This is a genomic window from Hymenobacter crusticola, from assembly GCF_002154225.1.
GTDB classification, from domain to species: domain Bacteria; phylum Bacteroidota; class Bacteroidia; order Cytophagales; family Hymenobacteraceae; genus Hymenobacter; species Hymenobacter crusticola.
Map to the genome: position 1 here is coordinate 111,727 of NZ_MTSE01000008.1, position 26,054 is coordinate 137,780.

The window sequence follows — 26,054 nt, forward strand, 5'->3', positions numbered from 1 at the left end:
TAACTACAGCTCCGTATGCGCGGCTTTCTTAACCTTCTTATCCTTGATCGATGATGAGCGCAGCACGCTGAAATCTTCTACTTGGTCGAGGACATAGCTAGGTACACCGGCCGCCGTTTTTATCTTGATGGATTCAAAATCAATCTGTTGCACATCGTTCAGCAAGATGGCAGGGCGTTGGTCGGGCGTGATGGGTGTGAGGTCGACGTTGCGCACGGTGACGTTCTTGGCGTGACGGATGAAGAAGCCATAAGCGGGCAGCTCGCCAAACATAACTGGGTCAGGGTAGTCCTTCTCGGCCTCGGGGACCTTGATCTTGGCTTGCGCTGCCGTGCCGCCACCGGCGTAGTAAATCTTGATGTTGCTCAGGCTCACGTCTTCAATCGGGTGGCCAGGGATGCCGCTAATGATAGAAGCGTACCTAGGGTCAGCGTTGTAGACCACGATGTTGCTGATGTTGATACGGCGCAGCACACCGACTGGCGTACCGGCCGGGCCGCGCATGCGGGCGCCGAGGCGTAGGAAAATCGGCGAGCTGGAAAGGTCGCGCATGGTCAGGTTCGTCACGCTGACATCTTCCAAAATGCCGCCATCCACGGTTTCCAACGCTAGGCCACGGCAGAACTCAAACACGCAGTTGGAGATGGTCACGTTCTTGAAACCGCCGTTCGACTCGGTGCCGAATTTGATGCGACCGGTTACGCCGTCGTGGTCGGGCACGAGGTCGGCTTCCTTGCGCTCGTAGGTGCCTTTCAGCAGCGTGCCCCGGTCGTAGCCGCTCACCTGGCAATTGGTGATGGTCACGTTCTCGGTGGCGCGGGCGTAGCCGAGACCGAAGGAGCTTTTGAGGCAAATGGCATCATCGAAGGGCGAGTTTACGGTGCAGTTCGACACGCGCACGTTATGGCAGCAGTCGATATCGAGGCCGTCGCGGTTGGTGTCGAGGCGCAGGTTGTCGATAGTCATGTTATCGACGCCGGTGGCCAGCAGCACGAAGTGGCCGCCATAGAGCACCGTGAAGTCGCGCAACAACACGTTGCGGCAAAGCTTCAGGGCAATGGTTTTGTTGGCAATACCAGGTTTTTTGGGTGTCTCGCGGGTAAGGCCCTTAGTCCCGTCAATCATACCTGGACCTAGGATAGATACATTCTCCAGGTTCTCGCCCCAAATCAGGCTATTGTGCCAGTGGCTGTGTCCAAAATCCTGAAACTTGTCGGAAGCGTTGGGCTCAGCTAGGTCGTAAAGGCCTTGGCCGATGTTCGGGTCGGCGGCTAGAAGCGTGGCGCCCTGCTCCAGGTAAATAGAGATGTTGCTCTTAAGCCGAATCGAAAAGGAGGGATACGTACCGGCGGGAAAGTACACCTGTCCGCCGCCCGCCGCGGCTGCCGCTTCGATGGCGCGGTTGATGGCCTGTGTGTCAAGAGTTTTGCCGTCGCCCACGGCACCGTACGCTTTGATGTTGTAGACGGTAGCGGGCGGGGTTTTTAGCGTTTGGGCGGAGAGGCTGGTAACCAAGCAGCAGACGCTCAACAACAGCCAAAGCTGGCGGGGATAGTAGCTTTTGAGAATATTCATTCGTGGTGAAAGGGTAGGGCAACCGCGTGAGTGGCAAAGCTAGGTTGTGCTTCAATATTAAGCGGCTAGGGCCGAACGGGTCTACTGTACTGTGCTGGAGGTTGGGCCTACGCGGCCTACTAATGGCAGGAGTTTAGAAAATTTCGCGTGCAAGCAACGACTGATCGGGCTAGCAGTCTGTAGCTTGAAAAACAAGCTCATCAACCGCACGCATGAAAAACCAATACCTACGAAATACGACGCTTCTTACCCTAGGTGCCTTTGCGCTCCTGACCACAGCCGCGCACGCCCAACAAAACAAGCCGACAACGCACCAACTCAAAGTCACTCCTAGCACAGTAGCTTGGGGCTACTACGATGCCGCCGCTAAGCCCGTATTGCGCATCAAATCTGGCGATGCCGTTGATGTCGAAACGATGATTACCAACAGCCCCACACGCCTGGAAGGCGCCGGCGTAAAGCCCGAAGATGTCGAGCAATCGTTACGTGATATCTATAAAGACGTAACCAACAAAGGCCCCGGCGGCCACATCCTCACCGGCCCGATCTACATCGAAGGCGCCGAGCCGGGCGACGTGCTGGAGGTGCGCATCAAGAAGATTGACCTAGCTATTCCCTACGCCTACAATGCCTTTGGCCCCACGAGCGGCTTTATCCCAGAGGATTTCGGCTACGCCAAAATGAAGATTATCCCGCTGGATAAGAAGAAGATGGTGGCCCACTTCGCGCCCGGCATCGACATACCCTTGAAGCCCTTCTTTGGCAGCATGGGCGTGGCGCCGCCGCCCGCATCGGGCCGCATCAACAGCGCCCCTCCTGGTATTCACGCGGGCAACCTCGACAATAAGGAGTTGGGAGCGGGCACTACGCTTTACATCCCGGTGCACGTGCCGGGGGCGTTGTTTGAAGTGGGAGATGGGCACGCCGGCCAAGGCAACGGCGAGGTAGATATTACGGCCTTGGAGACGTCGTTGCGCGGCACCCTAGAGTTTATCGTGCGCAAAGACATGCACCTGACCTGGCCCCGCGCCGAAACGCCCACCACCTACATCACCATGGGCATCGACGAAGACCTAACCAAAGCCGCCAAAATAGCGGTGCGCGAAATGGTCGACTTTCTCTCCAAAGAGAAAGGCCTGACCCGTGATGAAGCCTACATGCTCGCCAGCGTCGCGGCCGACCTCGATGCCACGCAAGTAGTCGACGGCACCCGCGGCGCCCACATGATCATCCCCAAAAGCATTTTTAAGAAGACGGCGAAGAAGTAGGTAGCCTAGGGTGCGCTCAGCCTCAGCGGGGCGGCACATGGGTAGCAAAGTAGTGCCAGGAAATAGCCAAGCCCCCCAGCAATACCAACCCTAGGTGTGGTCCGGCTGGGGCTTGGCTATTTTCACAGCGAGTTGTATGGAAAATAGCTGCTCTTGGCATCATGCGGTTGTCTTCTGTTCTCACTGCCTATGTTGCGACATCTACTTCTTGGCTGCTGCCTGCTTCTTCTGCTTCCTGCTACTGCCCAGCAGCACTTGGCCCAAGCCCGTCGACAGAGTTATTACACCAAAGTATTTCAGCTTACTGATGCGCAGATCAAACAGCTGTACAGCAAAGGGCTAGGTCGTATAGAGAAAACGTTCTTCACTCAGCCCGTCGACTCTTTCCCAACGGATAGCCTGACCGGCAATCGGCGGCCACTGCCCAACGGCTACTATCTGGTAGCCCACGCAGAAGGGTCGCGCCTAGTATACTGGCTCCGTACGGTAACCGACCGACAGCTGCACGTACTTGATAATCAGGTAGACCTCGCCCTAACCGTTCAGAATGTTGAGGGGCAGCTTGTGCCTGATGCTGAGGTGCGGCTACGTAACCGGTTAATTCCGTTTGATGCATTGACCCGTACATACCGGCTGGCGAAAGGCGGCCACCAAGGTATTTTGTCGGTAACGGCCGCGGGGCGCACCACGTACCATGTGCTCAACCGCACCTTCCCGAGAAAGGCAATAGTTAGCAGCTGGTCGCGCCGGCTGCTATATGGGTTCCCACTCGGCTACCTGAAGCGCCCGTTGCGGACCTTCTGGCAAGAACTTGCCCATGCCTCCTATACCAGTTCGGGACTGGTTGGGCTCTTGCGCTCTGCCTTCAACGAGGAGGTGCGGGACGAACGCCAGCAGCGCCGCGACGACAAGCGAGAACGAACCTGGACAGGGTACCTCGTCCTAAGCAAGCCGCGCTACCGCCCCACCGGCGATACGCTTCGGCTGAAAGCCCGCGTATTGCGCCGCCGTAACGGCCGACCTAGCTCCGCGCCACTTACGCTGTGGTTGAGTAGCAATGGTCAGGCTAAAAAGATAGTGACGTTGCACGCCGTCCGACCCGGCTCGTACATCTACGATTTGCCCCTGACCGATACCCTAGGTTTCCAGGCTGACCGCACGGTGCAAGTGCGCCTAGAAGATGAGCAAGGACTCACCCGCGCTAGTACGTCGTTTTTGTTGGAAGATTACGAGTTAAAGAGCACGCACTACAGCCTACGGGTCGCGGAGGCGGAGCAGCGTCGGGGCATGCCGCAAGCCTTGTTTCTGCGGGGTACTGATGCTAATGAACTGCCGCTACTAGATGCCCGCGTGCGGGTGGCAGTGGTGCCCGAGGGCTTAAAGGAGCTAGCCGCGCCTGTGGTGTTTGTGCCCGATACGCTTTGGACCGCCACCCAGCCGCTCGACCCGGTAGGCGAAACCCGTCTAAACTTACCGCCCCAGGTACTGCCGGCGGCGGAACTGCGCTACCGTGTAATTGCCACCTTTCTCAATGCCGATAACGAACGGCGCGTCGAGCAGCAAACGGTAGAATATCACCTAGACCCGGCTGAGCTACAGCTCACGCTGCGCCATGATTCGTTACAATTACGCTACTCCGAGCGCGGACAAAGCGTGCCACACGCGGCCACTTTGGAACTGTGGGCAGCTGGTTCTGCCACGCAGCCGTTGACGCAACAAGCGGTACAGCTTCCCTTGCTGCTGCCCGTGCAACCGCAGGTAGTGCGCTACGTGCTGCGAGACCTAGAAGGCCGCCGCGCCGAGTTACGGCTGAGCAGCAGCAACGCTGAGTTGGCGCTGCGCTCAGACCGCACCCGCGACTCGCTCCAGCTAGAAGTAGACAATCCGCGCCGATTACCCTTCTGGTATTTCCTTTATCGCGGCAATACGCTGGTGCAGCGTGGCTACGGCAAAAGTTGGCACCTAACTACCCGTACAGCCAGCCCAGAGCCATGGTTTGTATCGCTGCATTATTTCTGGGGCGGCCAGATGCAGGCGGCGGAATACAAGGTGCCGCTGCCGCAAAAGGCGTTACACATTCGGGCTGAGCAGCCCACAGTTGCCTATCCTGGCCAGCACCTGCGCCTGCGCTACACCGTGACCGATGCCAGCGGCGAACCAATGCCCGGCGTGGATCTGACGGCGTACGCCTACACCACCAAGTTTGAGCAAGCCGAAGCGCCCAACCTACCTAGCTTTGAACCGTCGGTGCTAGGTCGCTCCACGCGGCGGCGCTTCTCGCTCGGGGCTACGTTCGACAACAATCCGGCGCACGCCGCTACCCGGCCATTAGCCGCCGACTGGCCACATTGGCGCACGCAGCTAGGTCTCGACTCTCTGCTGTTCTATCAATTCCTGTATCCGGCTACCGGGCAGTTTCGCGAGTACCGACCCGCGCCGGGCGGCATTACGCAGCTAGCGCCTTTCGTCGTCGATTCGGGCCGCGTGGCGCCCGCTGCCGCCGTGTACATTGATGGCGTGCCGGCTTACATCCGGGAAATAAACCACACGGAACCCTACGCCATCGTGGCGGACAGCGGCTACCACACCGTCGCTATCCGGACGGCTACGCGGCTCGTGACCTTGCAGCGCGTGTATTTGCGCCACCTGCAAAAGCTCACGTTGAGCGTAGACCCCGCTCGCGTCCAACCGGAAGTGCAGGTAGTTCAGCAACGCGCTGTGTTTACCCCAGCCGAACAGGCCAACCTAGGGCGGTACGTGCTGCCAGTGTCGGTGGGCGTATCGGCTTGGCCCGGTGGAGCAACGCTGCGCCAAGGGAACCGCTTGCAAGTGATAAATCAGGGCAGCTACCAGTACGCAGGAGGTACCCGCTTGGCGGGTCCTTTCCGGCCTGATTCCGTGCTGTACCGGGAGGCAGCGGGCGGGCGGCGGAAGTTCTTATTTGAGCCCTACTACCGCTACCACTTTGCGCCGGGTTTGGTGAAGATGACCAGCACGGCGCCTCACCATTTTGCGCCGCTCAGCACCTTAGCGGGGCTCAACGATTCGGTGCCGCTGAAGGGTTTTGCCCTGACCGAAGCTGCCGTGCGGGCGCAAGTTGGCCGTTTGGTACCCGTGCAGCGCCTTGTGTTGGACGACACCATCCAGACCCGAGCCGGGCAGGGCACTCTGCAACTGTGGGTGCCACCAACAGAGCACGCGGCAGAAGCTGTGCCAGCGCCTCTATTTACCTTGTTAACGCAGCCGAGCAAACCTAGCTTCACTCGGTTGCTGCGCGGGCTAATGCCTGTGCGCGGACTGGCGCCCGGTCGCTACCAAGCAGTCGTGCTGCTGGCCGACAGCACTTGCCTCGTACCCGCGCAAGTGCAGGTGCAGGCCAATGGCACCACTTATCTGCAACTACGCCGCACCGATCAGCGGCAAGGCGACTCCGAACGGCAGCGCATTCGGCGCGTGGTGCAGCAACGGCAGCAGCTAGCCGCCGCTCAACCTGCTTTGCCAACTGTGCGCCCGCTAGCGCCACGTCCCAAAACCTCAACGCTGGTGCGAAACCCCGACTGGCTCATCGTGCAAGGTCGGGTAGTAGATCAGGGCTCAGAAGAGGGATTGCCGGGGGTGACGGTACTCGTGAAAGGCATTACCATAGGTGTCTCAACCAACGCCGATGGCAGCTTTGAGCTGGCCGTGCCGCCGCATAGCCTGCTCACGTTTGCTTCTGTTGGCTACGTCACTCAGGAACAATTAGTGGGCAGCGGCGGCGCGGTAGAAGTGCGCCTGCATCCGGACACTAAAGCGTTGGATGAAGTTGTAGTGGTCGGCTACGGCATGCAGCGCGTTGGGCAACTTCTGAGCGGTAAAGTTGCCGGTGTATCGGTTGCCTCCAGCGCGTCGATTCAAATTAGGGGCAATGCTTCTACGGTGGTTAGTATGCGCCCATTGCTGATTGTGGATGGGGTGCCTTTCGAAGGTCAGCAGAGCGACCTAGACCCTTCGGCCATTCGCTCGCTCAAAGTCCTGAAGGATGAACAAGCTGTGGCGCTCTACGGTGCCCGGGCAGCGGCCGGGGTAATCATTATCCAAACAAACGGAAGCGCTGCCCGCCGCGCACCTAGCCTTGCGGATGCGGCAACGCCCGCAGGAGCGACTGGGCAAGACACTCACTTTGCGCTTCGTCGCCGCTTCTCAGATTATGCCTGGTGGCGCCCGGTGCTGTTCACCGATAGCCACGGCCAAGCCACTACCGAAGTCACGTTGCCCGACGATGTTACCGGCTGGAATACCTTTGTACTAGGCTCCGACGACCACGGCCGCACGGGTAGTGCTACCGGGCGCTTGCGTTCCTTCAAGACATTGCTCGCTGAGCTGGCCGTACCCCGCTTTCTGGTGCAGGGCGACCGGGTGCAAGTGCTAGGCAAAGCTTTGAACTATCTGCCTGACTCAACGGTGGTTACTACCTCGTTTAGTCTGAATAAAAACGCGCCATCAACTCGGCAGCATCAACTAACCACGGCCGTCATCGATACGCTGACCCTGACAGCCCCCACGGCGGCCGATTCGTTGCAACTTACCTATAAATTGCAGCAAGCCAACGGCTACCATGATGGCGAAGTGCGCACGATTCCTGTGCTGCCACAGGGTAGCCGCGAACGGGTGGGCACCTTTGTCGTGCTCACCGCCGCCGATACTACCCTGCAACTGCCTATCAACCCGACGCTAGGGGAGGTGACATTGCGGGTGGAAAGTGACCCGCTGCCTCTGTTACTGGATGAAATCCGGCAAGTGCAGGCATACCCGTATTTGTGTAACGAGCAGGCGGCTTCCAAGCTCAAAGCCCTGCTGGTGGAGCAGCGCATCCGGAAAGTGCTTCAGCAGTCTTTCACTGCCGGCCACCAGATTCAACAGCTGATTCGCACGCTGTTACGAGGTCAGCACCAGCCCGAAGGGCTCTGGGGTACTTGGCCGGCTTCGCCCGTTAGCCCGTGGGTAACGCTGCACGTGTTGGAAGCCTTATTGGCCGCTGAGCAGCAGGACTTTGCGGTGAAGCTAGATCGTAAGGTCATGCAACAGTACCTGCTAGGGTTGCTTGATGCGCTTTTCGCCGATGATGCTTCGCGGGAGGACCCTCGCCGGTCGCGGCTCGCGGCCGACCGTATTCGGCTATTACAGCTGCTGCACCAACTCGGCACCGAAATCGATTATGCGACGTACCTGAAGCGGTTGGATCAGTTGGGGCGTAGCCGGCAGCTGCTCGATGTGTACCTAGCTGCCACGACGTTGCGCCAGCAGCTACACTTACCGTATCAGGTGGATACATTGCGCCGCTTTCGTCGTGCTACTGAGCTAGGAGGCATATTCTACGAGGACACGTTGCATGCGACCAATTCCTACTACCAGCAGCTACTACCAACTCGCATTGGTAATACCCTTCTGGCCTACAAAGTATTACGCGCAAAAGGCGGCTATGAGACGGAGCTGTTGCGCCTGCGTACGTTCTTGCTGAACCAACGCGTGGGTGGTCACTGGAGCAGTACCTACGAAGCGGCCTGTATTCTCGAGACGATTAGCCCTGAGTTGCTGCTAGGAAAGCAGTCTATCAAAGAAGTAGCGAGCACCGTAAAGTTGAGCGGCCCACTCACTCAGGAAATTGCCCGCTTCCCTTTCCAAACTACACTACCTGCCACCAGTAGCAGCCTGTCGTTACGGAAGCAAGGCCCCTTGCCGGTGTATGCTACTGCGTATCAAACCTTTCTCAATCCTAAGCCTGCCGCTGTTCAAACACCTTTCCGAGTAACTACCGCTCTTGCCGGCCAGACGGGGGCCCGCGTATCGTTGCGCACCGGCCAGCCCGTCGAGCTGGTAGTGACGGTGGATGTGCCGGCGGAGGCCCGCTACGTGCTGGTGGAAGTGCCGATTCCGGCCGGCTGTTCTTATGGTTCGGCGGCGCCCACCAACCGCTACGAAGTACATCGTGAATACCTGCGCCAGCAAACTGGCATCTTCTGCGACGTCTTGCCGGCTGGTCGCCACGTTTTCCGCGTGGCGCTGCAACCTAGGTTTCGGGGGCATTACACACTTAATCCAGCCAAAGCAGAGCTTATGTACTTCCCGACCCGCTTTGGCCGGGCGGCTAGCAAGCAAGTTGTGATGGAATGAGCTAGGGGTTTACGAGCCTACCTAATTGCACAAGGGCGCGGGGTTTGAAATTGCTGTTCGTTGAAGACAACCCGTACTTAAATCGCTGCATCTGATAGGTTATACTACCTTGCTGTTCCAGATCAGCTCTCCCAATTCCATGAAGAAAATCTACCTGCTCGCCTTTGCTGCCAACATCAGTGCTTCGGCATCGGCGCAACAGCCAAGCGCTGCAACTGCTAACACCTTTGCGACCAGCTACCGCGCCACGCCCGCCAAAGTTAACGACTTGGTACACACCAAGCTGGATGTGCGCTTTGACTATGCCAAGCGCTACCTCTACGGCAAGGAGTGGGTGACGCTAAAGCCGCACGGCTACGCTACTGATTCGCTCCGGCTCGATGCCAAGGGCATGGACATCAAAACGGTGGCCTTAGTGCAGAACAGCAAGCAGCAACCGCTCAAGTACGACTACGATCAGCAGCAATTGCTCATCCACCTAGGTCGGACGATGAAGGCAGGGGAGAGCTACACCGTTTACCTGGAGTACACCGCCAAGCCCGATGAGCTGGAGGTGAAAGGCAGTGCCGCCATTAGCGACGCGCGAGGCTTGTACTTCATCAATCCCGATAGCACCGTGAAGGGCAAGCCCGTGCAGATCTGGACGCAAGGCGAATCGGAGTCGAACTCGGCGTGGTTCCCGACCATCGACAAGCCCAACCAGAAAACCACCACGGAGCTGAGTATGACGGTGCCCAGCAAGTACGTCACGCTGAGCAACGGCCAACTCACGTCGCAGACGCCGGCCGGGGCAGGGCTGCGCACCGACACCTGGAAGATGGACCAGCCCTACGCACCCTACCTGGTGATGATGGCCATTGGGGACTTCAAAATTGCGAAGGAGCAGTGGCGCGGGAAGGAAGTGAGCTACTATATGGAGCCGCAGTATGCTGCGCAAGCGCAGCGGATATTCGGGCGCACGCCGCAGATGCTGGAGTTCTTTTCGAACAAGCTAGGGGTGGAGTTTCCCTGGAATAAGTACGCTCAGATTGTGGTGCGCGACTACGTGAGCGGGGCCATGGAAAACACCACCGCGTCGTTGTTCGGAGAACAAGCCCAGGGTACAGCCCGCGAGCTGCTCGATTGGGAATACGCGGGCGTGGAGCGCGAAATTGCCCACGAGCTGTTCCACCACTGGTTCGGCGACTACGTGACCTGCGAAAGCTGGAGCAACTTGACGGTGAATGAGTCCTTCGCGAATTTCTGCGAAACCGTGTGGGCCGAACACGCCTTTGGTACCGACGCTGCCGAGGCTCAGGGCTACCGCAGCATCTCGCGCTACTACGGCAACCCGGCCAATTTCACCAAGCCACTCGTGCGGTTTCAGTACGCCGACAAAGAGGACATGTTCGACGCGGTGACCTACCAGAAGGGCGGCAACATCCTGAACATGCTGCGCGTGTACCTAGGTGACGACGTATTCTTTAAAGGCTTGAACCTGTACCTCAAGCAAAACGCCTTTGGCAACGGCGAGGCTCAGCAAGTGCGCTTGGCGCTGGAAGAAGCGTCGGGTCAGGATCTAAACTGGTTCTTCAACCAATGGTACTACCGCGCCGGCCACCCCATCGTTACTATCGACTATCGTTGGGATGCGGCGCGCAAGATGCAAGAAGTAACCATCAAGCAAACGCAAGCGGGTCAGCCCTTTGTCTTGCCGTTGAAGGTAGATGTATACGTGAATGGCAAGCCCGAGCGCCACGCCGTATGGGTGCGCGACGCCGTAACGACGCTCCAGCTCCCGGCCGCTTCGAAGCCCGATCTAGTGAACGTCGACGCCGAAAAAGTGCTAGTGTGGCAAAAAACCGATAATAAGAGCCTCACCGAATACGCCTACCAGTACGCCCACGCGCCGCGCTACCTCGACCGCCTCGAAGCGCTGAAAGCGGGCAAGGAAAAGCAAACCGACAAGCTAGCTCGCCAAACCGCGGTAGCCGGCCTCAGCGATAAGTTCTACAACATCCGCGTGGCCGCCATCGAAAACCTAGACCTGAAGAACAAAGCCACCCGCAAAGCCGCCGCGCCGGCCTTACAAAAGCTAGCTGCCGCCGATTCTTCGTTGAAGGTGCGGGCGGAAGCACTTAAGGCATTAGCCGAATTCAAAAGCAAACGCTACGAAAAGCTGTTCGCCGACGCCCTGCGCAGCCAATCCTACGCCGTGCAAGGTGCTGCATTGCAGGGGCTAGCTTCGGTAAACTTAAAGCAAGCGCAAGCGCAGGCCAACACCTTGGAAGCCGATAACAAAGGGGAGCTAACCCAGGCCCTCGTGGCAGTATACGGCCAAAGCGGCGACCCAGCAAAGTGGCCTTGGGTGCTAGCTCGGTTTGACGCCGGCGATGCAAACGACCGATTCGGCATGATGCCGGGCTTCAGCAGCTTACTAGCCCGGGTGCAAGAGCCGGCAGCCTTTGCCCAAGGCGTGAGCCGTATTAAAGACCTAGGTGTGAAATACAAGCAGTTCGGAGTGGATAAGCGGCTGCTGCCGCTGCTGGAATCGTTGAAAGCGGGCAAAAGCAACGACGCGGCTGCGCAGCAAGTTGTTGATCAGGCAATAAGCGCAATACAAGCAGCGAAGTAGAAAAATAGAACCGCGTGCTATATAGTTTGGCTGCTATTTTGACGGGGACGATGCTCACCATTTTATTCTTCAAAAATAGCTCGTGAGAAAAGTTCTATTCTTAGTAGCAGCAGGCTTACTGCCTTTTTGCGCATCAGCCCAGTTGTCGGTTGGAGGGTTCACGCACTTAGCCAGTGCCGGCGTTAGTATGGCCACGCGTAAGCACAACCCGAAGGCTAGCTCAAACAAGCCAGACGCAACCGTGACGCACTTCCGGGCGGGTAACAAATCTATTCCGCAGAAGCGCACCCCAGAAGATCAAATTCGCGGCAGAGCAGCCGAAGACATCAAGACGTTGGAAGGATTCCTGACGGCTGCGCAAGAGGCGTATGCTCGCCCTGAGGAGAAGAATGTCTGCCATGATCCTTCGTTGGCCCAAGCTCTTATCGCTAACATCAAGAAGCTACAGCCCAGTTGGAGTGTGGTTCCTTACCAACAGGAGCTAGCTTTTTACGTGCAAGAACAGAAGCGGCGTCAGCAGCCAGAGCCAGGAAGTGTGACTCCGTAGCCTTTTAGCTTTGCTAATTACCAAAACAACAGAGCCCAGGACTGCGGTCCTGGGCTCTGTTGTTTTGGCTGCGCCGTGCGGATGCTTGTACCTAGCTTTCCACTTCCTCCTTTTCTCTGGCTGCGAAGGCTTTACGAGCTTGTGCAATAGCGGGCGCGTGCTGGCTGGCCCAGTTGCCAAACTCGATAACAGCTCCCAGCAAACCCTGACCTAGCTCGGTGAGGCGATACTCTACGCGGGGCGGCACCTCGGCGTATACGGTGCGCGTCACAAGGCCGTCGGCTTCCAGGGTGCGGAGCGTCACAGTGAGCATGCGCTGCGAAATACCGTCGATGCGCTTGCGCAACTCGTTGAAGCGCAGACTACCCGCGCTACCTAGGTGCAGGATGGAAAACAACGACCACTTGTCGCCGAAGCGGTCGAGGATGTCGCGTATGGGGCATAGGCCGGGGCCATTTTCCGGAACGGCGAGGATTTTTTGCGCGGCAGCCGCAATTTTATCTACCTGATTATCAGCAATAGTTACGTACATGTGCCTTAGGAAGCGAAAGATGCCTTCTTGTACCAGGCTGACTAGCCCAGTACCTTTGAGTTACTAAAAGTAACCATTGAACTTTTACTCTCCAAACATATGCTAGCTATTACCGGCGCCACCGGCCACCTTGGCCGTGCTACCATCAACGCCTTACTGCCCAAAACTGCTGCCGATCAGATTGTAGCTCTTGTTCGCGACCCGCAAAAAGCCGCTGACCTTAGCCAGCAAGGCGTGCAGGTGCGGCAAGGCGACTACAGCGACCTAGCTTCCTTAGAAGCTGCCTTCCAGGGTGTGGATACGGTGCTGCTCATTTCCGGCGACGACCTCGCCAACCGCGCCCAGCAACATAAGAACGTGATTGACGCCGCTAAGCAGGCTGGTGTGAAGCATGTTATCTACACCAGCGTGGTGAAACCCTCACGTGAATCGCACTTCCCGGCCTCGCCCAGCCACGTCGATACGGAAGAATACCTAGTGGCTTCGGGCCTCACCTACACGCTGTTCCGCAATGCCCTCTACCTGGACTTTGTGCCGATGATCATTGGGCAGGAGGCAGTGCCGAGCGGCAAAATCTATTCGGCCGCTGGCGATGGCAAAACGAGCTACGCCCTACGCAACGACATTGCCGAAGCGCTAGCTAACGTGCTGACCTCCAGTGGTCACGAAAACCAAACCTACGACATCAGCCTAGGTACCGCGTATTCCATTCAGGATATTGCCACGGCGCTGAGTGAAGTAACGGGCAAAACCATTGAGTACGTACCGATTTCGGGCGACGACATGGCCGCCAGTATGCGCCAGCACCACGTGCCCGAGCCCATTGTGTCGATGATGGTGGGCATGACCGAAGCCATGAAGCAAAACGAGTTCAACGAGCCTAGCCCCACGCTCGAAAAGCTACTCGGTCATAAGCCAACCGATTTGAAGCCGTTCCTCACCAGCGCATACGGCAAGTAAGCAGCCAGCTAGTCATTCCGAGCAGCACCCTAAAGCTGAGTTGGTAGTAGCAAACTATCACGCTTGCTTACTTGCGTCGCCCGAAATGACTAGCATGCATCAGAAGCGCCCAATAGTACTAATTTAGGTTGCACAGCCACTACGCCTAGCCCCAGCAGGGCGGCATGTTGGTAGCAACCAGCACACCAATACACCCGAGCCCCAGCAGGGCGACCCATCGTTCAACGAGAGGTGTCGCTCCGCTGGGGCTCAGTCGTTTTTGCAGGGTAGCTTCTGTTGGTATAGCCTGCTGAAATTCGGTCCAATGACTGCGCAACTTCTTGGAATAGCAATACTGGACGCCTTCGTTTTACGAAGGTCTCCTACGGGTTGAGGAGCTTTTTGGGAAGACAGGCGCCGCTTGGCGGAAGCAGCAAGCGCTCAATAGAAATAATTAACCCTACCTTCACACAGCCGTATTGGCAAACCAAAAACGGCCTGAAAACTACTGCTGAGCTTGCTTTCAACCTGAATAGCTCGCAAAATCGGCGGTACAGAATGCCGGCAGGAGCCTGGCTAATTTCCGTATTTTACGGCCTCCCTATTCGAAAAGCCAGCTGCTGAAGGTAGCAGCCACGCCGCGCGCCCCACCTACGTTGCATGACACAAGAACAAATACGCTTAGCGGAAACCAAGACCAAAGAAATCGATTGGCAGCGCTTTGGCCCTTACCTCTCTGAGCGGCAGTGGGGCACCGTACGCGAAGACTACAGCGCCAACGGCGACGCCTGGAACTACGTGACCCACGAAATGGCCCGCAGCTACGCCTACCGTTGGGGCGAGGAGGGCATTGGTGGCATCAGCGACCATCGGCAACTGCTGTGCTTTTCGGTGGCGTTGTGGAACGGGCAGGACCGCGTCCTGAAGGAGCGCCTGTTTGGCCTGACCAATAACCAAGGCAACCACGGCGAGGACGTGAAGGAGTGCTACTATTACCTTGACAGCACGCCTACGCACTCCTACATGAAGATGCTGTACAAGTACCCGCAGCGGGAGTTTCCGTACGTGGAAGTGCGCGACGAAAACATGCGCCGCACGCGTCAACATCCGGAGTTTGAGCTGATGGATACCGGTATCTTCAATGATGGGCGGTACTTCGACGTCTTCATTGAGTATGCTAAAGCCGGCCCCGAAGATATTCTCATCAAGATAACAGCCCATAACCGTGGCTCCGAGGAAGCTAGCCTGCACGTGCTGCCGCAGCTCTGGTTTCGCAACACGTGGGCCTGGGGACACGATGATTATAAGCCGCAACTGAGTACGTCCGCGCCCGGCGTAGTGCAGATCGACGAGCGGGAGCTAGGTCGCTACAAGCTCTACTGCGACCAAGCGCCCGACCTGCTCTTCTGCGACAACAGCACGAATGGGGCAAAGCTCTACGGGCTAGATCCGGACGGCCACTACTTCAAAGACGGCGTCAACGATTACCTGATCGACGGTGATACGGCAGCCCTTAACCCGGCCCAAAAGGGTACGAAGGTAGCCGCGCATTATCCGCTGACCCTAGGTCCTGACGAGGCGTACACCGTGCGTTTGCGCCTGAGCAAGGAGCGGCAGGAAAGCCCGTTCGAGGACTTTGAAAACCTGTTTGCACTGCGGCAGCACGAGGCCGATGAGTTTTATCACTGCATTCAGCAGGAGATAAAAGACCCCGATGCGCGCAACGTTCAGCGACAGGCATTTGCGGGGATGATGTGGAGCAAGCAGTTCTACTACTACGACGTAACGCAGTGGCTCGACGGCGACCCGGCCGTGCTAACGCCCCCAGTGGAGCGCCTGAAGGGGCGCAACAGCACCTGGCGTCACCTCTACAACGCCGACATCATCTCGATGCCGGATAAGTGGGAATACCCGTGGTACGCGGCTTGGGACTTAGCTTTTCACTGCATCTCGCTGGCCATGATCGACTCGCAGTTTGCCAAGAGCCAACTGCGCCTGCTCACCCGCGACTGGTACATGCACCCCAACGGCCAGCTGCCGGCCTACGAGTGGGCCCTCGGCGACGTGAACCCGCCGGTGCACGCCTGGGCTACGTGGCGCGTATATCAGATGGACCAGAAGCAAAATGGAGGCGAGGGCGACACGGCCTTTCTGGAGTCCGTATTTCACCGTCTCACCCTCAACTTTACGTGGTGGGTGAACCGCAAGGACCGCCACGACCACAACATCTTCGAGGGTGGCTTCCTGGGGCTGGACAATATTGGCGTATTCGACCGCTCGGCGCCGCTACCCACAGGCGGCTACATCGAGCAGGCCGATGGTACCTCCTGGATGGCTATGTACGCCCTGAATTTGATGCGCATGGCCCTGGAGCTAGCCAAAACCAGCCCCGTTTACCAGGACATTGCCAGCAAGTTCTTTGAGCACTTTCTCTACATCGCCGAGGCCATGACCAAGGTCGGCGATGAAGCCTTCAACCTCTGGGATGAGGAAGACGAGTTCTTCTATGATGTGCTGCATACCCCTGATGATCAGCGTGTAAAGTTGAAGGTGCGCTCCATCGTAGGGTTGATTCCGCTGTTTGCTGTGGAAGTACTCGATGAAGAGCTCTTGGAAAGCATGCCCGACTTTACGCGCCGGCTGAAGTGGTTCCTGGAAAACCGCCCCCACCTAGCCGAGCTGGTTTCGCGGTGGCAGGAGCCGGGTAAGGGCGAGCGGCACCTGCTGTCGTTGCTGCGGAGCCACCGCATGAAAAAGCTGCTGCAGCGCATGCTCGACGAAGGCGAGTTCCTGGCCGACTACGGCATTCGAGCCCTCTCGCGCCATCACCTAGATCACCCGTACGTGTACCGCACGCTGGAAGCCGACTTCACGGTGAAGTACGTGCCTGGCGAGTCAGAGTCAAGCTTGTTTGGCGGCAACTCCAACTGGCGCGGCCCGATTTGGTTTCCGATCAACTACTTGCTCATCGAGTCGTTGCAGCGGTTTTACTTCTACTACGACGATTCCTTTCAGGTGGAGTACCCCACAGGTTCGGGCGAGATGCATTCGCTCAAGGAGGTAGCCGGGGCCCTTTCTCAGCGACTCACGCGCCTGTTTTTGCGCAACGCCGAAGGTAAGCGGCCAGCCATGGGCGACAACCCCTTGCTCCAGCACGACCCACACTTCCGCGATTATTTGTGGTTTCACGAATACTTTCACGGCGAGAGTGGCTGCGGCCTAGGTGCTATTCATCAGACGGGTTGGACGGGACTCATTGCCAAGCTGTTGCAGCCCAATGGAAAGGACCAGTAGGCAAGACTGCGTACCTACTGTCTAGAAGTAAGCAACAGTGTTGAAAAGAGCAGCCTGGCTGTGCTGCCCCTAGGTTGTGCCATAAATTTGTGACTAGATGCAGCCTTTGGGCAGCTAGGTTGTTCTTGTGCTTTACTTTTTCTTTGCACCTGCACTTTCCTATAGAACGAGTCCTGCCACTGGGTATTCGCTACTCAGTACCAAAAACTCACTACGCACACCTTCATGCTCAAAAAGTATTGCGCGCTGTTTTTACTAGCGCTGTTGCCCTTTAGCCTTCGGGCGTGGGGCGTAATGGGGCACCGCACGGTGGCCAAGATTGCCCAAAACCATCTGAAAAAGAGCACCAAGCGGCAAATAGCCCAGCTGCTTGGCACCGAAACCATTCCGCTGGTAAGCACCTGGGCCGATGAGGCCCGCTACTCTTCTGAGTACAAGGAAACCGCGCCCTGGCACTTCGCCAACCTCCCCGACGGCCTAGGCTACGAGCAGTTTTCCACCCAACTCAAAGCCCTAACGGTGCCAAACGCCTACCAAGCGTTGCAGCAGAACATCCAAATCTTAAAAGACCCAGCAAAGAGCAAAGACGAGAAGGTAGTAGCCCTCAAATTCGTCATTCACCTCGTTGGTGATGTGCACCAGCCCATGCACGTGAGCCGGGCCGAGGACCAGGGCGGCAACAAGATTCAGGCGAAATACCAGGGCAAAGAAACCAACCTGCACAGCCTCTGGGACAGTGGGTTGGTAGAATACCAAGGCTACACGTACAGCGAAATGGCCCAGGCCTACGACCACGTGCGCGGCAGCCAGCAGAAGCAGTGGCAAGCCGCCGACCCCGTGCAATGGATGTTTGAGTCGTACCAAATCAGCCAGCAACTCTACGCCGAGGCCGCGAAGGGCACCGACTTCGACTTCCGTTATACGCCCGCCCACCTGCCTACCGTGCAGGAGCGTATCACCCAGGCCGGTATCCGGCTGGCGGGCGTGCTCAATAGCATTTACGGTTAAGACCTAGGCTAGACCTTAACTGCACGTCCCTATAAGCCGCTGCTCTTCAGAAGAGTGGCGGCTTTTCTATGTGATTATTTTTTTCGGTTTTGCACCGTAATAACTGATTTACCGGCGGTGTCGCGGCGAGCTATATGGTGTTGCTGCGCGCGTTGCTCATCGGTTTCGCTGTGGATGGTGTTCTCCCTGGTAGCCCAGAAGAGCGCCAACACGGCTACTACCACCATCAGAACGTAAATAACCCGGGTCTGCCGCGGGATGATCTCGCTTGGTTTCATTGTCGTAGGCGATGCGTACAACCCCCTAACGGCAATGGCGCATTGGAGTTGCTGCGACCAGCCAAACGGCCGAGCTTGTACCTCGGCTACGCGGGGCGGAGGCGAGGAAAGCTAGGCCGTGACTCGAAACCGAGAGCCAGAATTTGAGTTTAAGCTAGCAAACGCGCAAAACAAGCCACTGCCTAGCAGCACTGAGCTAGGTTGCGGAGTTCAAAGACAACATCAACCAACCCCTCTAGCCTACCCATGAGTTATCCCAATGCCGTGTCGCTGCAAGTCAGTGACGGCACCGAAATGCAAGCCTACACGGCGCGCCCCTTAACGGCCGGCCCTTTTCCCGGCGTCATCTTACTTCAGGAGGCCTTTGGCGTAAACCACCACATCCGCAGCGTGGCCGACCGGCTTGCCGAAGAAGGCTACGTGGTAGTTGCGCCCGAGCTGTTTCACCGCACGGCCGCGCCCGGCACCGAAATCTCGTACTCCGACTTTGCCAGCGCCGCGCCGCACTACCAGGCCATCAATCCCCAAGACCTCACGGCCGACTTGCAAGCCGCGCACGACTGGCTGCAAAACGAACCCGGCGTGGTGAATGACCGCATAGGCAGCATTGGTTTTTGCCTCGGTGGGCGTGTGTCGTTCCTGGCCAATGCGGTGTTGCCGCTCGCGGCGGCTGTTTCATATTATGGCGGTGGCACGCACCTGCTCAAAGATCGGGCGTCGGCGTTGCATGCGCCGCACTTGTTTTTCTGGGCTGGGCAAGACCAGCACATCTTGCCCGCGAACGTGGCCGAAGTGGTGCAAGCGCTGGATGCGGCCGGCAAACCGTACATCAACACCGTCATCTCCTACGCCGACCACGGTTTCCACTGCGATGAGCGCCCTAGCTACAATCGGGAAGCCGCTCAGGAAGCATGGGCCTTCACCATGAGCTTTTTCAACGAAAAGTTACGCTCCCCCGAGTTTTAAGGCTTAACATCAGCTTGCAAGACAAAAAGCGCCGGATCGACACGTCCGGTGCTTTTTTTATGTCCTGTGCTCGCGCAACTCCCGCGGCGATACACCAAATTTCTTTTTGAACGCCGCGCTAAAGTGTTGCAGCGACGAGTACCCTAGCTCAAAGGCAAGCTCACTGGCGGTTTTGTGGCCGTCGAGTAGCTGCGCCTTGGCCTCCGTGAGTCGAAAATCGGCTAAGTAGCCAAACACCGTTTGGCCAAACTGCCCCTTAAATCCTTTCTTCAGCTTGAACTCATTGAGGCCAGCCAAGCGAGCGAGCTCAGGGAGCGTGGGTGGGAGCTGCAGATGCTGAACGAGGTAGTCGCGAGCAAACAGCAGCCGCTCCTGGTCGTATTCGGTGCGGGCAAAGCGACGGGGTGTACTGGCTTGCGCAAAGGCATCCGCCTGCAAAACCAGGATTTCGATGGCTTTGGAATACAAAAACAGCTTCTTGAGGCGACCCTGAAAACGACACGTAAGTACCTCCCGGATAGCCGTGTGCAAAGCCAGACCTAGGTGCAGGCTCTCTTCCCGGAGCACCGCCGGTCGGCCGCGCCGTACGTCATTGGCAAGTTGACGTAGGGGCGCAGAAGCTTCCTGGGCCAGCGCCAGGAAAGCCTCTTTGCTAAATTGTAGGATGAACGTTTCCGATTCCAGCTCCTCGTAGCGCATAGTGGCTTCGAAGCCGGGGTGGTAGGCGAGGTAGTGCTGGTAGCTCGCCAGGGTGTGCACCCGCCCCGACAGCTTATTTTCAATAACCACCCGGCCGCGCAAATTGAAGTGCAGGTGTACCACATCGAGGTCGGTACGCCAAGTCGTTTCGAAGGGCTGATGGTAGTGCCAATGCGAATAGCCCATCCGGATGCCATCGAAGTACCAATGCGCCATGTAGCCGCGGCCCACGGGCAAATCTAGCGTCTGGGACGCTTCCACTAGCTCCGACGAGTCAAAGTCCGCCGTTACGTAGTCGTTCTGATGAACGAGGCTGTGGTCGGTACGATGTCGAACTTCGAGCGGCATACTAAGTCAAGAAGTGAAGCTAGCTAACCAGGAGTAGGCACAAGCCAAAAGTCGTTGCCTGCGCAGGCAAAGGTGCAAACTCCTGCCGCGAATAAGTTATGAATAAAGGAGTTGTGTTTACGCCAAACGGAGCCTTTACCGAGGTGCAAGCAAGCGTTAAGATAGTCCGGCGCTTGTAACTGAGATTCCCGCTGGTGTAACGCATTAGCTAGCCACCCAACGCAATTTTGCACAGGCTCCGAGCAAGGTAGCAAGCGGAGCCCATGGCTATGCAAGAAATAGAAGTCTTTCGGACCAACGTAACGTGCCGCCGGGTGGCGGCCGGGCTCCTGCGGCAACTACTGGCGCGCTATCCTGCCTGGGGCATCACCTTCGACCTCACCGATTGCGACCGGGTACTGCGCGTGCAAACCCCCGGCTGCCCCATCGACTCTGCCACCATCATCCATGTACTGCAGGCCAGTGGTTACTTGTGCGAGCCGCTGCCCGAGTGACCCGCTTTGTCTTATGGTCTCCTTCAAACAACTTCGTCAGCTTATGAAAACGCAAGGAAGCGGCACGATTGCCAGCCAGCAACACGTAGTGAGTTCCTTTACCCGCCTCCACCTCAGCGTGCGTGGCACGGTGGAGCTTTACCAAGGCCTTGAGGAAAAAGTAGTTGTAGAAGCCGATGATAACCTGCTCGACTACGTGCAGGTGGTCAACTCCGGCCGCACGCTCTACGTGACCAGTGAAAACAAGCTGCGGGCGCCGGCCTTCACTCGCCTGCGCGTGCAAGTGTACTTGCGCCAGCTCGATGAGCTCTATATTGCCTCCCAAGGCGCTGTGGTGTGCGCAACGCCGTTAGTGGCGGCCGAGTCGCTGACGATCAAAGTGTACGCGCAGGGCGATACGGCGCTCCATATCGTTGCTCCCAAGCTGGCGCTCACGGCGGCCAGCCAGGGCAACCTGAGCGTCGCCGGCCAAGCAGATGAGGTAGTCATTAAGCTAGCCAGCGAAGGCAACTTCGACGGCCGCGACTTGCGCGCTCAGCACCTGCGCCTGCGCAATATGTCGGAGGGCAACATCGACTTGTACGCCGAGCAGACCATTGCCCTTACCCACCTAGGGCAGGGCTACATTCATTACGGTGGCTCCGCCCGGCTCGCCGACGTGCACCAGTACGGGGCCGGTGAAATCTGCCACGTAGCCTAGCTAACCTTATGACTGCCAAACGAATCTTGCTAGTGGGTAAACGCCCACGACTTTGACCTGATCGGGCTAGGAGGCGGGCTTGAGCAACCGGAGCGCCAAGCCCTGACGGCGGAGTTTCGGCGTTGTAACCCCACGGTGGAAGTGGTGGATTTGGTCGCGCCGCTCGTGGTAGAACAATTGCGCTATCATATCCAAAAAGTGGCCGCGCCGCTATTGTCCGACTTAAAAGCGCGCGTGCTACGCGAAGTAGAAATCAGCTTTAGCGTGGCGGAAGCGTGCACGCTGGAAGCTAGACTGTACCACTACAATCCGCAGCCAGTGATGCAAGTAGTATTTGTCGGGGAGGTGCCACGGGGGCTAAATATGCTGGAAATCAGTAAAAGCCTGCTAGGTGCCGGACCAAACTTTGTGGCGCTACAAACAAAGACCGGCGAGATTCTCGCCGGTCGGGTTGGTGGATAGCCTTGGCAACGCTGCTTGCCTTACTTCATCTTTTGTTCTAACAAGGCCGTTACGTCTGGCTTGCCAGCTTCTTTGGCTAAGGCCAAGGCATCTTTGCCATCGTCGTCTTTGACTTTGGCATCGGCGCCGCTGGCTAGCAGAAACTCTACCACGGCCTTATGGCCTTTGCTCGCCGCCGTCATGAGCGCGGTAGCTTTGAAGGCATCCGCCTGATTTACTTGCGCTTTGTGCTTCAGCAGGAGCTTGACCATATCTAGGTTGCCACTACCCGCGGCGGTGATGAGGTAGGTGGTCGGCACGCCCGGTACAATCTCGATGGTGGTGTTGGGATTAGCGCCCGCCACTAACAATGGCTCGGCGGCGGCGGCATTGTTTTTCATAATGGCCGCGAAAAGCTCTTTATTTTGAGATTGGCCTTTCGTAACGAGTGTAAAACACAAAAGCGTAGCAACAAGTAGTATACTTTTTTTCATTTTTAGTGTATAGGAATAAGCCAAATTTTCGGCAAAAGTAAAAACAAAAACCAGAAAATGGATTCTACCTCATACACTACCGGCAAAGCAGCCATATAGCGAGCAGTAGAAGCCGAAAAAAGGCTTGCCCCTTGCAATAAGCGTGCTGCGTTAGCCTGTAGCTAACGTTATAGGAGCTGTACTTAATCTTTTTACTCTAGGTTCTTCTAAGCCAATGCCTTGGCGACAAGCGCTTGCGCTGAAGGAGGTAAATCCAATTCCAGGGCTAGCTGATGCCCGCGGGGCGTCATCTTGCGCCACGTCTTTTGTACAATATCGATTACCTTTTCTTCGGGGTACTGACTGGCAAAATCGAGAAAGTAATACTCCAGAAAGACCAAGCAGATAACGTCTTCTAGCAGCTGCATCTCGGGGTCCGTTTTCAGCTGTTGCTTTTGGAGGAGTTGCTGCACGCGGTCAATCGTTTCGGGTTCGTAGCCAGCGGCTTCTAAGATTTGGCCGGCTAGCTCGGCGTGCAGACGCTTGAGACTGTTGCGCCACTTATGGTAGCCTGCCGTGTCCATCGTAAAGGCGTTGCGGGGAATGCTCCAGCGCCGAATGTGCTGACAGCGGGCGGCCAGTTGCAAGGCTTCCGGGGCATCGGGCGCCACCCGACCTAGGCAGGCACTCATGCGCTGAGCGTACAACACCTCTTTGGGGTAGGGCTTGCCGTCGGCAATTTCTACGTTAGGATCTTCGCTATTGGCTTCGTCGAAGCGACGAATAGCTTCCTCAAACCGGGCTTTGTCAGCAATCATAAGGCACAACCGTTTGGGGCAATTTAAACAAGTAGCGCGGACTTTGCAGTCCGCGCCGTGCCGAAACGAAGCTAGGTGACTACGCTGCCTAGGAAGGCAACGCGACTGGTTGCGCCGCGGCTTGCTCGACCTTCCGGCCCTGCGCGCGGGCGATGATGCTGGCAATCAGGATCTGAATGGCGTGGTAGAGCATGAGGGGCAACAACAGCGCGCCCGTGGCGGCCGTGCTCGGAAAGAGTAGGTTGGCCATCACGGTACCGTGCACCAACGACTTTTTGGAGCCACAAAACACGGCCGTAATTCGGTCTTCGTGGCTAAAGCCGAGCAACCGGCAAACCAGCGTAACGAGGCCATATACCAGGAAAAACAGGCCCGCCATACCTAGGCTCAACGCCGCAATACCGAGGGCGCTGTAGCCCTCGAACACGTGGCGCGCGAAGGATTCGCAAAAGGCCGTATACACAATGAGCAGAATCACAAACTGGTCGGAGAGGCGCAGGGCGTTGCTGTGCCGGGCGGCAAACGCGCCGAAGCGGGCGTTGAGCAGCACACCCGCCACCACGGGCAGCACCACCTGCAACAGCAAGTCGGTGATTAAGCCACCTAGGTTGACGCCGCCGGTATCGGTGTTGAGCACCAGGCTTGTGAGTAGCGGTGTGGCCACAATACCAATGAGGCTGGAAATACTAGCGTTGAAGATGGCCGCCGGAATGTTGCCGCCGGCAATGGACACCATCACCACCGAAGTGGAAACCGTGGAAGGCAGCGTCGTTAGAAAGAAGATACTGCTCCACAGCGTAGCGTTTTCTTCGTGCGCGAAAAAGGGCCGGGCTGCTAGCGCCAGCAGCGGAAATAGCACAAACGTGGTAAGCTGCACCAGCACGTGCAGGCGCCAGTTGCGCATGCCCGCCCGCAGCTTGTCTAGACTCAGGCGGAGGCCATAGAAAAAGAAAATCAGCCCGACGCCGAACGTGGTGATTTGGTGCCACGGAATGGGGCTCTCGTCGCTGCCGATGCTGGGGGCTAGGTAGGCTAGTCCCACCGCGCCGGCTAGCGCCAGCAGAAACGGATCGAGCCCAACACGGGCAAGCAGCGCCGAAAAGGGATTGGTAGGACTAGATTTGGTAGGGGGGGTAGGGGTGTTAGAAGTAGGCATGCACTATCGTACGGCGCCAATTATCAAGCGGTTGAAAAACCCCGCGCCGCACTAGGTTAACCCAATGCGGCGCGGGGTGTTCAAGATAAAACCTAGGTTGATACTACTGCGGATGCTGATTTAAGGCTTTGAGCTTCATGATTAAGTCGCGGAAAGCACCGTGAAAATCAACGAATAAGGGGTTGTCGCGGTAGGCAAGCTGGGCGTTGCTGAGCAGCTTCACGCCCAAGGCTAGCGAAGCCGCATTCTGGGCGTCGAGTCCCGAGTTTTGCTGCACCTTCTCCAGAATCTCGAACAAGTTATCATGGTTCGTGAAGGTGTAGGTGAACGACTCGTGGGGCGTGTTCTCCGCGTTAGCGTCTGCTAGGTGCTCTAGGGTGAGCCGGTACTCGTGGTGTCGTTTAGCCATTAGAAATGATGTTGAAAAAAGAGCAGCGAGGAGTTGCTATGACAACGCAACGGCCAGCGGCTTCTGTTGTTTTTTCTTGCTCTTGTTGGTGCGGTTCCACCACAAGATGGTACCCGTGATGGGGAAGGTGGCGCCGAGAAGCACAATGACAAAAGCTAGGATCTTGGTAGGCAAGCCGAAAATAGCGCCGGTGTGCACGGGTTTAAATAGCCCGCGGATCTTCTGGCCGGCCGGGCGCTCCGCGTAAGCCTGCTGGCGCAGAATCTTCCCCGAATATTGGTCGAGGTACACCTCATCGGTGGCGTTTTCGGTGGGAGCGCCGGGGCGGAGCATGGCCACGCGGATGCTGCCGGTGGGCTCCTTGGGTAGCTGGACGGAGAAGCTTTCTGCATCAGGCGCTTGCTGGCGGGCAAAAGCTAGCACGGCGTCGGCGGCTATGGTAGCGCCCGTGCCCGCGGCTCCCGACGTAGGCGGCTCTGGCCGCTGCTGAGGCGAATGGGTGAGTGTGTTGATGGTCTTGGTAACCCAATCGAACGACATGCCGACGCCCGTAATGGCCATGATGAACAAGAACAGGGAAGTGTAAAACCCGAGCACAATGTGGAAGTCATGGTTCAGGCGCTTCCAGCTGCTGCCCCATTTGATCGTCAGGCGTTGGCTGAACATACGGCGCGCAGTAGGCCACCACAGAATCAGCCCCGTACCTAGGATAAACAGGAAAAAGATGGAGTTGATACCCATCACCGTTTTGCCCACACGCCCGGCCACTAGCCCCCGGTGAATCTGCTCGATGGTATGAAAGAACGACTCCCGTGGGTTTATCTCGCCAAGCACAGCGCCGGTATAGGGGTTTACAAACACCCGCGGGCCGTTGTCGCCGCCGCGGCCGCCTTTGCCACCCGGTCCGCCGGGGCCACCTTGACCTGGGCGGCCCTCTCCGCGCTGTTCGCCCTGCTGGCCACGGGCGCCTTCACCCCGGTTTTCACCCCGTTGCTGACTCGTGGCCTGCCCTGGCCCTTCCCGGCGGCGCTCGTCTTGGCCAGCGCCGCCTGGGCCGCCTGGCGCGCCCGCTAGGCTCACTTCCATCGTGCGCGTGGGGTCGGCGTACACCTTCATCCCGCTGATTTTAGCCTTGGGCTTGTAGGCGCGCACCGCATCTGAAATCTGCGCTAGCGTCAGGCGGGGCGTTGTAGCGGCCTCTACAAAGTAGCGCTCAGGGTGCAAGGCTTGCTCTATCTCTTTCTCGAATACCATGAGGGCACCCGTAAGGCACACCATCACCAGAAACAGCCCCGAAACCAAGCCTAGGTACAGGTGAATGCGGCGAAAAAAGACTTTCATA

Annotated in this window: 20 protein-coding genes; 11 read left to right on the plus strand and 9 right to left on the minus strand. The window is 57.6% G+C overall.

Annotation, left to right across the window (positions count from 1 at the left end; genetic code table 11):
* Nucleotides 1-3 precede the first annotated feature (3 nt).
* Complete coding sequence (locus BXP70_RS16250) at nucleotides 4-1,575, minus strand: rhamnogalacturonidase (protein WP_086595159.1); 1,572 nt, start codon at nucleotides 1,573-1,575, stop codon at nucleotides 4-6.
* 212 nt (nucleotides 1,576-1,787) lie between these two features.
* On the opposite strand from BXP70_RS16250, the gene BXP70_RS16255 reads away from it, so the two are divergent.
* The 4 genes from BXP70_RS16255 to BXP70_RS16270 all read left to right on the plus strand — a co-directional run bounded on the left by BXP70_RS16255 (nucleotide 1,788) and on the right by BXP70_RS16270 (nucleotide 12,157).
* Complete coding sequence (locus BXP70_RS16255; protein WP_086595160.1) at nucleotides 1,788-2,843, plus strand: acetamidase/formamidase family protein; 1,056 nt, start codon at nucleotides 1,788-1,790, stop codon at nucleotides 2,841-2,843.
* Nucleotides 2,844-3,032: 189 nt separating this feature from the next.
* Nucleotides 3,033-8,996, plus strand: coding sequence for a carboxypeptidase-like regulatory domain-containing protein (locus tag BXP70_RS16260; RefSeq protein ID WP_086595161.1), 5,964 nt, complete (start codon nucleotides 3,033-3,035; stop codon nucleotides 8,994-8,996).
* A gap of 139 nt (nucleotides 8,997-9,135) precedes the next feature.
* The gene (locus tag BXP70_RS16265) at nucleotides 9,136-11,610 is read left to right on the plus strand and encodes a M1 family aminopeptidase (protein ID WP_086595162.1); all 2,475 of its coding nucleotides are present in this window, start codon (nucleotides 9,136-9,138) and stop codon (nucleotides 11,608-11,610) included.
* A gap of 187 nt (nucleotides 11,611-11,797) precedes the next feature.
* Entirely contained in the window at nucleotides 11,798-12,157 is a 360-nt protein-coding gene (locus tag BXP70_RS16270) for a hypothetical protein (RefSeq protein ID WP_086595163.1), read from the plus strand.
* A gap of 91 nt (nucleotides 12,158-12,248) precedes the next feature.
* Here BXP70_RS16270 and BXP70_RS16275 read toward each other — a convergent pair whose 3' ends face one another.
* The gene (locus BXP70_RS16275) at nucleotides 12,249-12,689 is read right to left on the minus strand and encodes a winged helix-turn-helix transcriptional regulator (RefSeq protein WP_086595164.1); all 441 of its coding nucleotides are present in this window, start codon (nucleotides 12,687-12,689) and stop codon (nucleotides 12,249-12,251) included.
* Nucleotides 12,690-12,788: 99 nt separating this feature from the next.
* Between BXP70_RS16275 and BXP70_RS16280 the strand changes: the two genes are divergently transcribed.
* The 3 genes from BXP70_RS16280 to BXP70_RS16290 all read left to right on the plus strand — a co-directional run bounded on the left by BXP70_RS16280 (nucleotide 12,789) and on the right by BXP70_RS16290 (nucleotide 17,930).
* Nucleotides 12,789-13,649, plus strand: a complete 861-nt coding sequence (locus BXP70_RS16280) for an SDR family oxidoreductase (RefSeq protein ID WP_086595165.1) — start codon at nucleotides 12,789-12,791, stop codon at nucleotides 13,647-13,649.
* A gap of 639 nt (nucleotides 13,650-14,288) precedes the next feature.
* Nucleotides 14,289-16,922, plus strand: coding sequence for an MGH1-like glycoside hydrolase domain-containing protein (locus tag BXP70_RS16285; RefSeq protein WP_086595166.1), 2,634 nt, complete (start codon nucleotides 14,289-14,291; stop codon nucleotides 16,920-16,922).
* Nucleotides 16,923-17,147: 225 nt separating this feature from the next.
* The gene (locus tag BXP70_RS16290; protein WP_086595167.1) at nucleotides 17,148-17,930 is read left to right on the plus strand and encodes a S1/P1 nuclease; all 783 of its coding nucleotides are present in this window, start codon (nucleotides 17,148-17,150) and stop codon (nucleotides 17,928-17,930) included.
* A 74-nt stretch (nucleotides 17,931-18,004) separates the two neighbouring features.
* Here the strand turns inward: BXP70_RS16290 and BXP70_RS16295 are convergent, their stop codons facing one another.
* Nucleotides 18,005-18,208 carry a hypothetical protein gene (locus BXP70_RS16295; RefSeq protein WP_086595168.1) on the minus strand — a complete coding sequence of 68 codons (204 nt, stop codon included), beginning with the start codon at nucleotides 18,206-18,208 and terminating at the stop codon, nucleotides 18,005-18,007.
* A gap of 246 nt (nucleotides 18,209-18,454) precedes the next feature.
* Here BXP70_RS16295 and BXP70_RS16300 point away from each other — a divergent pair, with 246 nt between their 5' ends.
* The gene (locus BXP70_RS16300; protein WP_086595169.1) at nucleotides 18,455-19,174 is read left to right on the plus strand and encodes a dienelactone hydrolase family protein; all 720 of its coding nucleotides are present in this window, start codon (nucleotides 18,455-18,457) and stop codon (nucleotides 19,172-19,174) included.
* A 57-nt stretch (nucleotides 19,175-19,231) separates the two neighbouring features.
* On the opposite strand, the gene BXP70_RS16305 is transcribed toward BXP70_RS16300, so the two are convergent.
* The gene (locus BXP70_RS16305; protein WP_086595170.1) at nucleotides 19,232-20,221 is read right to left on the minus strand and encodes a helix-turn-helix transcriptional regulator; all 990 of its coding nucleotides are present in this window, start codon (nucleotides 20,219-20,221) and stop codon (nucleotides 19,232-19,234) included.
* Between the two features lie 263 nt (nucleotides 20,222-20,484).
* On the opposite strand from BXP70_RS16305, the gene BXP70_RS16310 reads away from it, so the two are divergent.
* From BXP70_RS16310 to BXP70_RS16320, 3 genes are all read left to right on the plus strand, one after another.
* The gene (locus BXP70_RS16310; RefSeq protein WP_245849656.1) at nucleotides 20,485-20,715 is read left to right on the plus strand and encodes a hypothetical protein; all 231 of its coding nucleotides are present in this window, start codon (nucleotides 20,485-20,487) and stop codon (nucleotides 20,713-20,715) included.
* 43 nt (nucleotides 20,716-20,758) lie between these two features.
* Nucleotides 20,759-21,415, plus strand: coding sequence for a head GIN domain-containing protein (locus BXP70_RS16315; RefSeq protein WP_179197717.1), 657 nt, complete (start codon nucleotides 20,759-20,761; stop codon nucleotides 21,413-21,415).
* A gap of 141 nt (nucleotides 21,416-21,556) precedes the next feature.
* On the plus strand, nucleotides 21,557-21,877 hold the full coding sequence (locus BXP70_RS16320) for a hypothetical protein (RefSeq protein ID WP_143436532.1): 321 nt from the start codon (nucleotides 21,557-21,559) through the stop codon (nucleotides 21,875-21,877).
* 20 nt (nucleotides 21,878-21,897) lie between these two features.
* Here the strand turns inward: BXP70_RS16320 and BXP70_RS16325 are convergent, their stop codons facing one another.
* The 5 genes from BXP70_RS16325 to BXP70_RS16345 form a co-directional block, all read right to left on the minus strand.
* On the minus strand, nucleotides 21,898-22,350 hold the full coding sequence (locus BXP70_RS16325) for an ankyrin repeat domain-containing protein (RefSeq protein ID WP_086595173.1): 453 nt from the start codon (nucleotides 22,348-22,350) through the stop codon (nucleotides 21,898-21,900).
* Between the two features lie 206 nt (nucleotides 22,351-22,556).
* On the minus strand, nucleotides 22,557-23,147 hold the full coding sequence (locus tag BXP70_RS16330; RefSeq protein WP_086595174.1) for a DUF4202 domain-containing protein: 591 nt from the start codon (nucleotides 23,145-23,147) through the stop codon (nucleotides 22,557-22,559).
* Nucleotides 23,148-23,235: 88 nt separating this feature from the next.
* Complete coding sequence (locus BXP70_RS16335; protein WP_086595175.1) at nucleotides 23,236-24,303, minus strand: bile acid:sodium symporter family protein; 1,068 nt, start codon at nucleotides 24,301-24,303, stop codon at nucleotides 23,236-23,238.
* 103 nt (nucleotides 24,304-24,406) lie between these two features.
* A complete protein-coding gene (locus tag BXP70_RS16340) occupies nucleotides 24,407-24,712 on the minus strand; it encodes a DUF3861 domain-containing protein (protein WP_086595176.1) in 306 nt (101 codons plus the stop codon).
* Between the two features lie 36 nt (nucleotides 24,713-24,748).
* Nucleotides 24,749-26,053 carry a PepSY-associated TM helix domain-containing protein gene (locus BXP70_RS16345; protein WP_086595177.1) on the minus strand — a complete coding sequence of 435 codons (1,305 nt, stop codon included), beginning with the start codon at nucleotides 26,051-26,053 and terminating at the stop codon, nucleotides 24,749-24,751.
* Nucleotide 26,054: the final 1 nt, after the last annotated feature.

Bases quoted from the DNA above. Each gene is read 5' to 3' on its own strand.
- BXP70_RS16250 (WP_086595159.1), bottom strand. From the start codon at position 1,575: ATGAATATTCTCAAAAGCTACTATCCCCGCCAGCTTTGGCTGTTGTTG.
- BXP70_RS16255 (WP_086595160.1), top strand. From the start codon at position 1,788: ATGAAAAACCAATACCTACGAAATACGACGCTTCTTACCCTAGGTGCC.
- BXP70_RS16260 (WP_086595161.1), top strand. From the start codon at position 3,033: ATGTTGCGACATCTACTTCTTGGCTGCTGCCTGCTTCTTCTGCTTCCT.
- BXP70_RS16265 (WP_086595162.1), top strand. From the start codon at position 9,136: ATGAAGAAAATCTACCTGCTCGCCTTTGCTGCCAACATCAGTGCTTCG.
- BXP70_RS16270 (WP_086595163.1), top strand. From the start codon at position 11,798: ATGGCCACGCGTAAGCACAACCCGAAGGCTAGCTCAAACAAGCCAGAC.
- BXP70_RS16275 (WP_086595164.1), bottom strand. From the start codon at position 12,689: ATGTACGTAACTATTGCTGATAATCAGGTAGATAAAATTGCGGCTGCC.
- BXP70_RS16280 (WP_086595165.1), top strand. From the start codon at position 12,789: ATGCTAGCTATTACCGGCGCCACCGGCCACCTTGGCCGTGCTACCATC.
- BXP70_RS16285 (WP_086595166.1), top strand. From the start codon at position 14,289: ATGACACAAGAACAAATACGCTTAGCGGAAACCAAGACCAAAGAAATC.
- BXP70_RS16290 (WP_086595167.1), top strand. From the start codon at position 17,148: ATGCTCAAAAAGTATTGCGCGCTGTTTTTACTAGCGCTGTTGCCCTTT.
- BXP70_RS16295 (WP_086595168.1), bottom strand. From the start codon at position 18,208: ATGAAACCAAGCGAGATCATCCCGCGGCAGACCCGGGTTATTTACGTT.
- BXP70_RS16300 (WP_086595169.1), top strand. From the start codon at position 18,455: ATGAGTTATCCCAATGCCGTGTCGCTGCAAGTCAGTGACGGCACCGAA.
- BXP70_RS16305 (WP_086595170.1), bottom strand. From the start codon at position 20,221: ATGCCGCTCGAAGTTCGACATCGTACCGACCACAGCCTCGTTCATCAG.
- BXP70_RS16310 (WP_245849656.1), top strand. From the start codon at position 20,485: ATGGCTATGCAAGAAATAGAAGTCTTTCGGACCAACGTAACGTGCCGC.
- BXP70_RS16315 (WP_179197717.1), top strand. From the start codon at position 20,759: ATGAAAACGCAAGGAAGCGGCACGATTGCCAGCCAGCAACACGTAGTG.
- BXP70_RS16325 (WP_086595173.1), bottom strand. From the start codon at position 22,350: ATGAAAAAAAGTATACTACTTGTTGCTACGCTTTTGTGTTTTACACTC.
- BXP70_RS16330 (WP_086595174.1), bottom strand. From the start codon at position 23,147: ATGATTGCTGACAAAGCCCGGTTTGAGGAAGCTATTCGTCGCTTCGAC.
- BXP70_RS16335 (WP_086595175.1), bottom strand. From the start codon at position 24,303: ATGCCTACTTCTAACACCCCTACCCCCCCTACCAAATCTAGTCCTACC.
- BXP70_RS16340 (WP_086595176.1), bottom strand. From the start codon at position 24,712: ATGGCTAAACGACACCACGAGTACCGGCTCACCCTAGAGCACCTAGCA.
- BXP70_RS16345 (WP_086595177.1), bottom strand. From the start codon at position 26,053: ATGAAAGTCTTTTTTCGCCGCATTCACCTGTACCTAGGCTTGGTTTCG.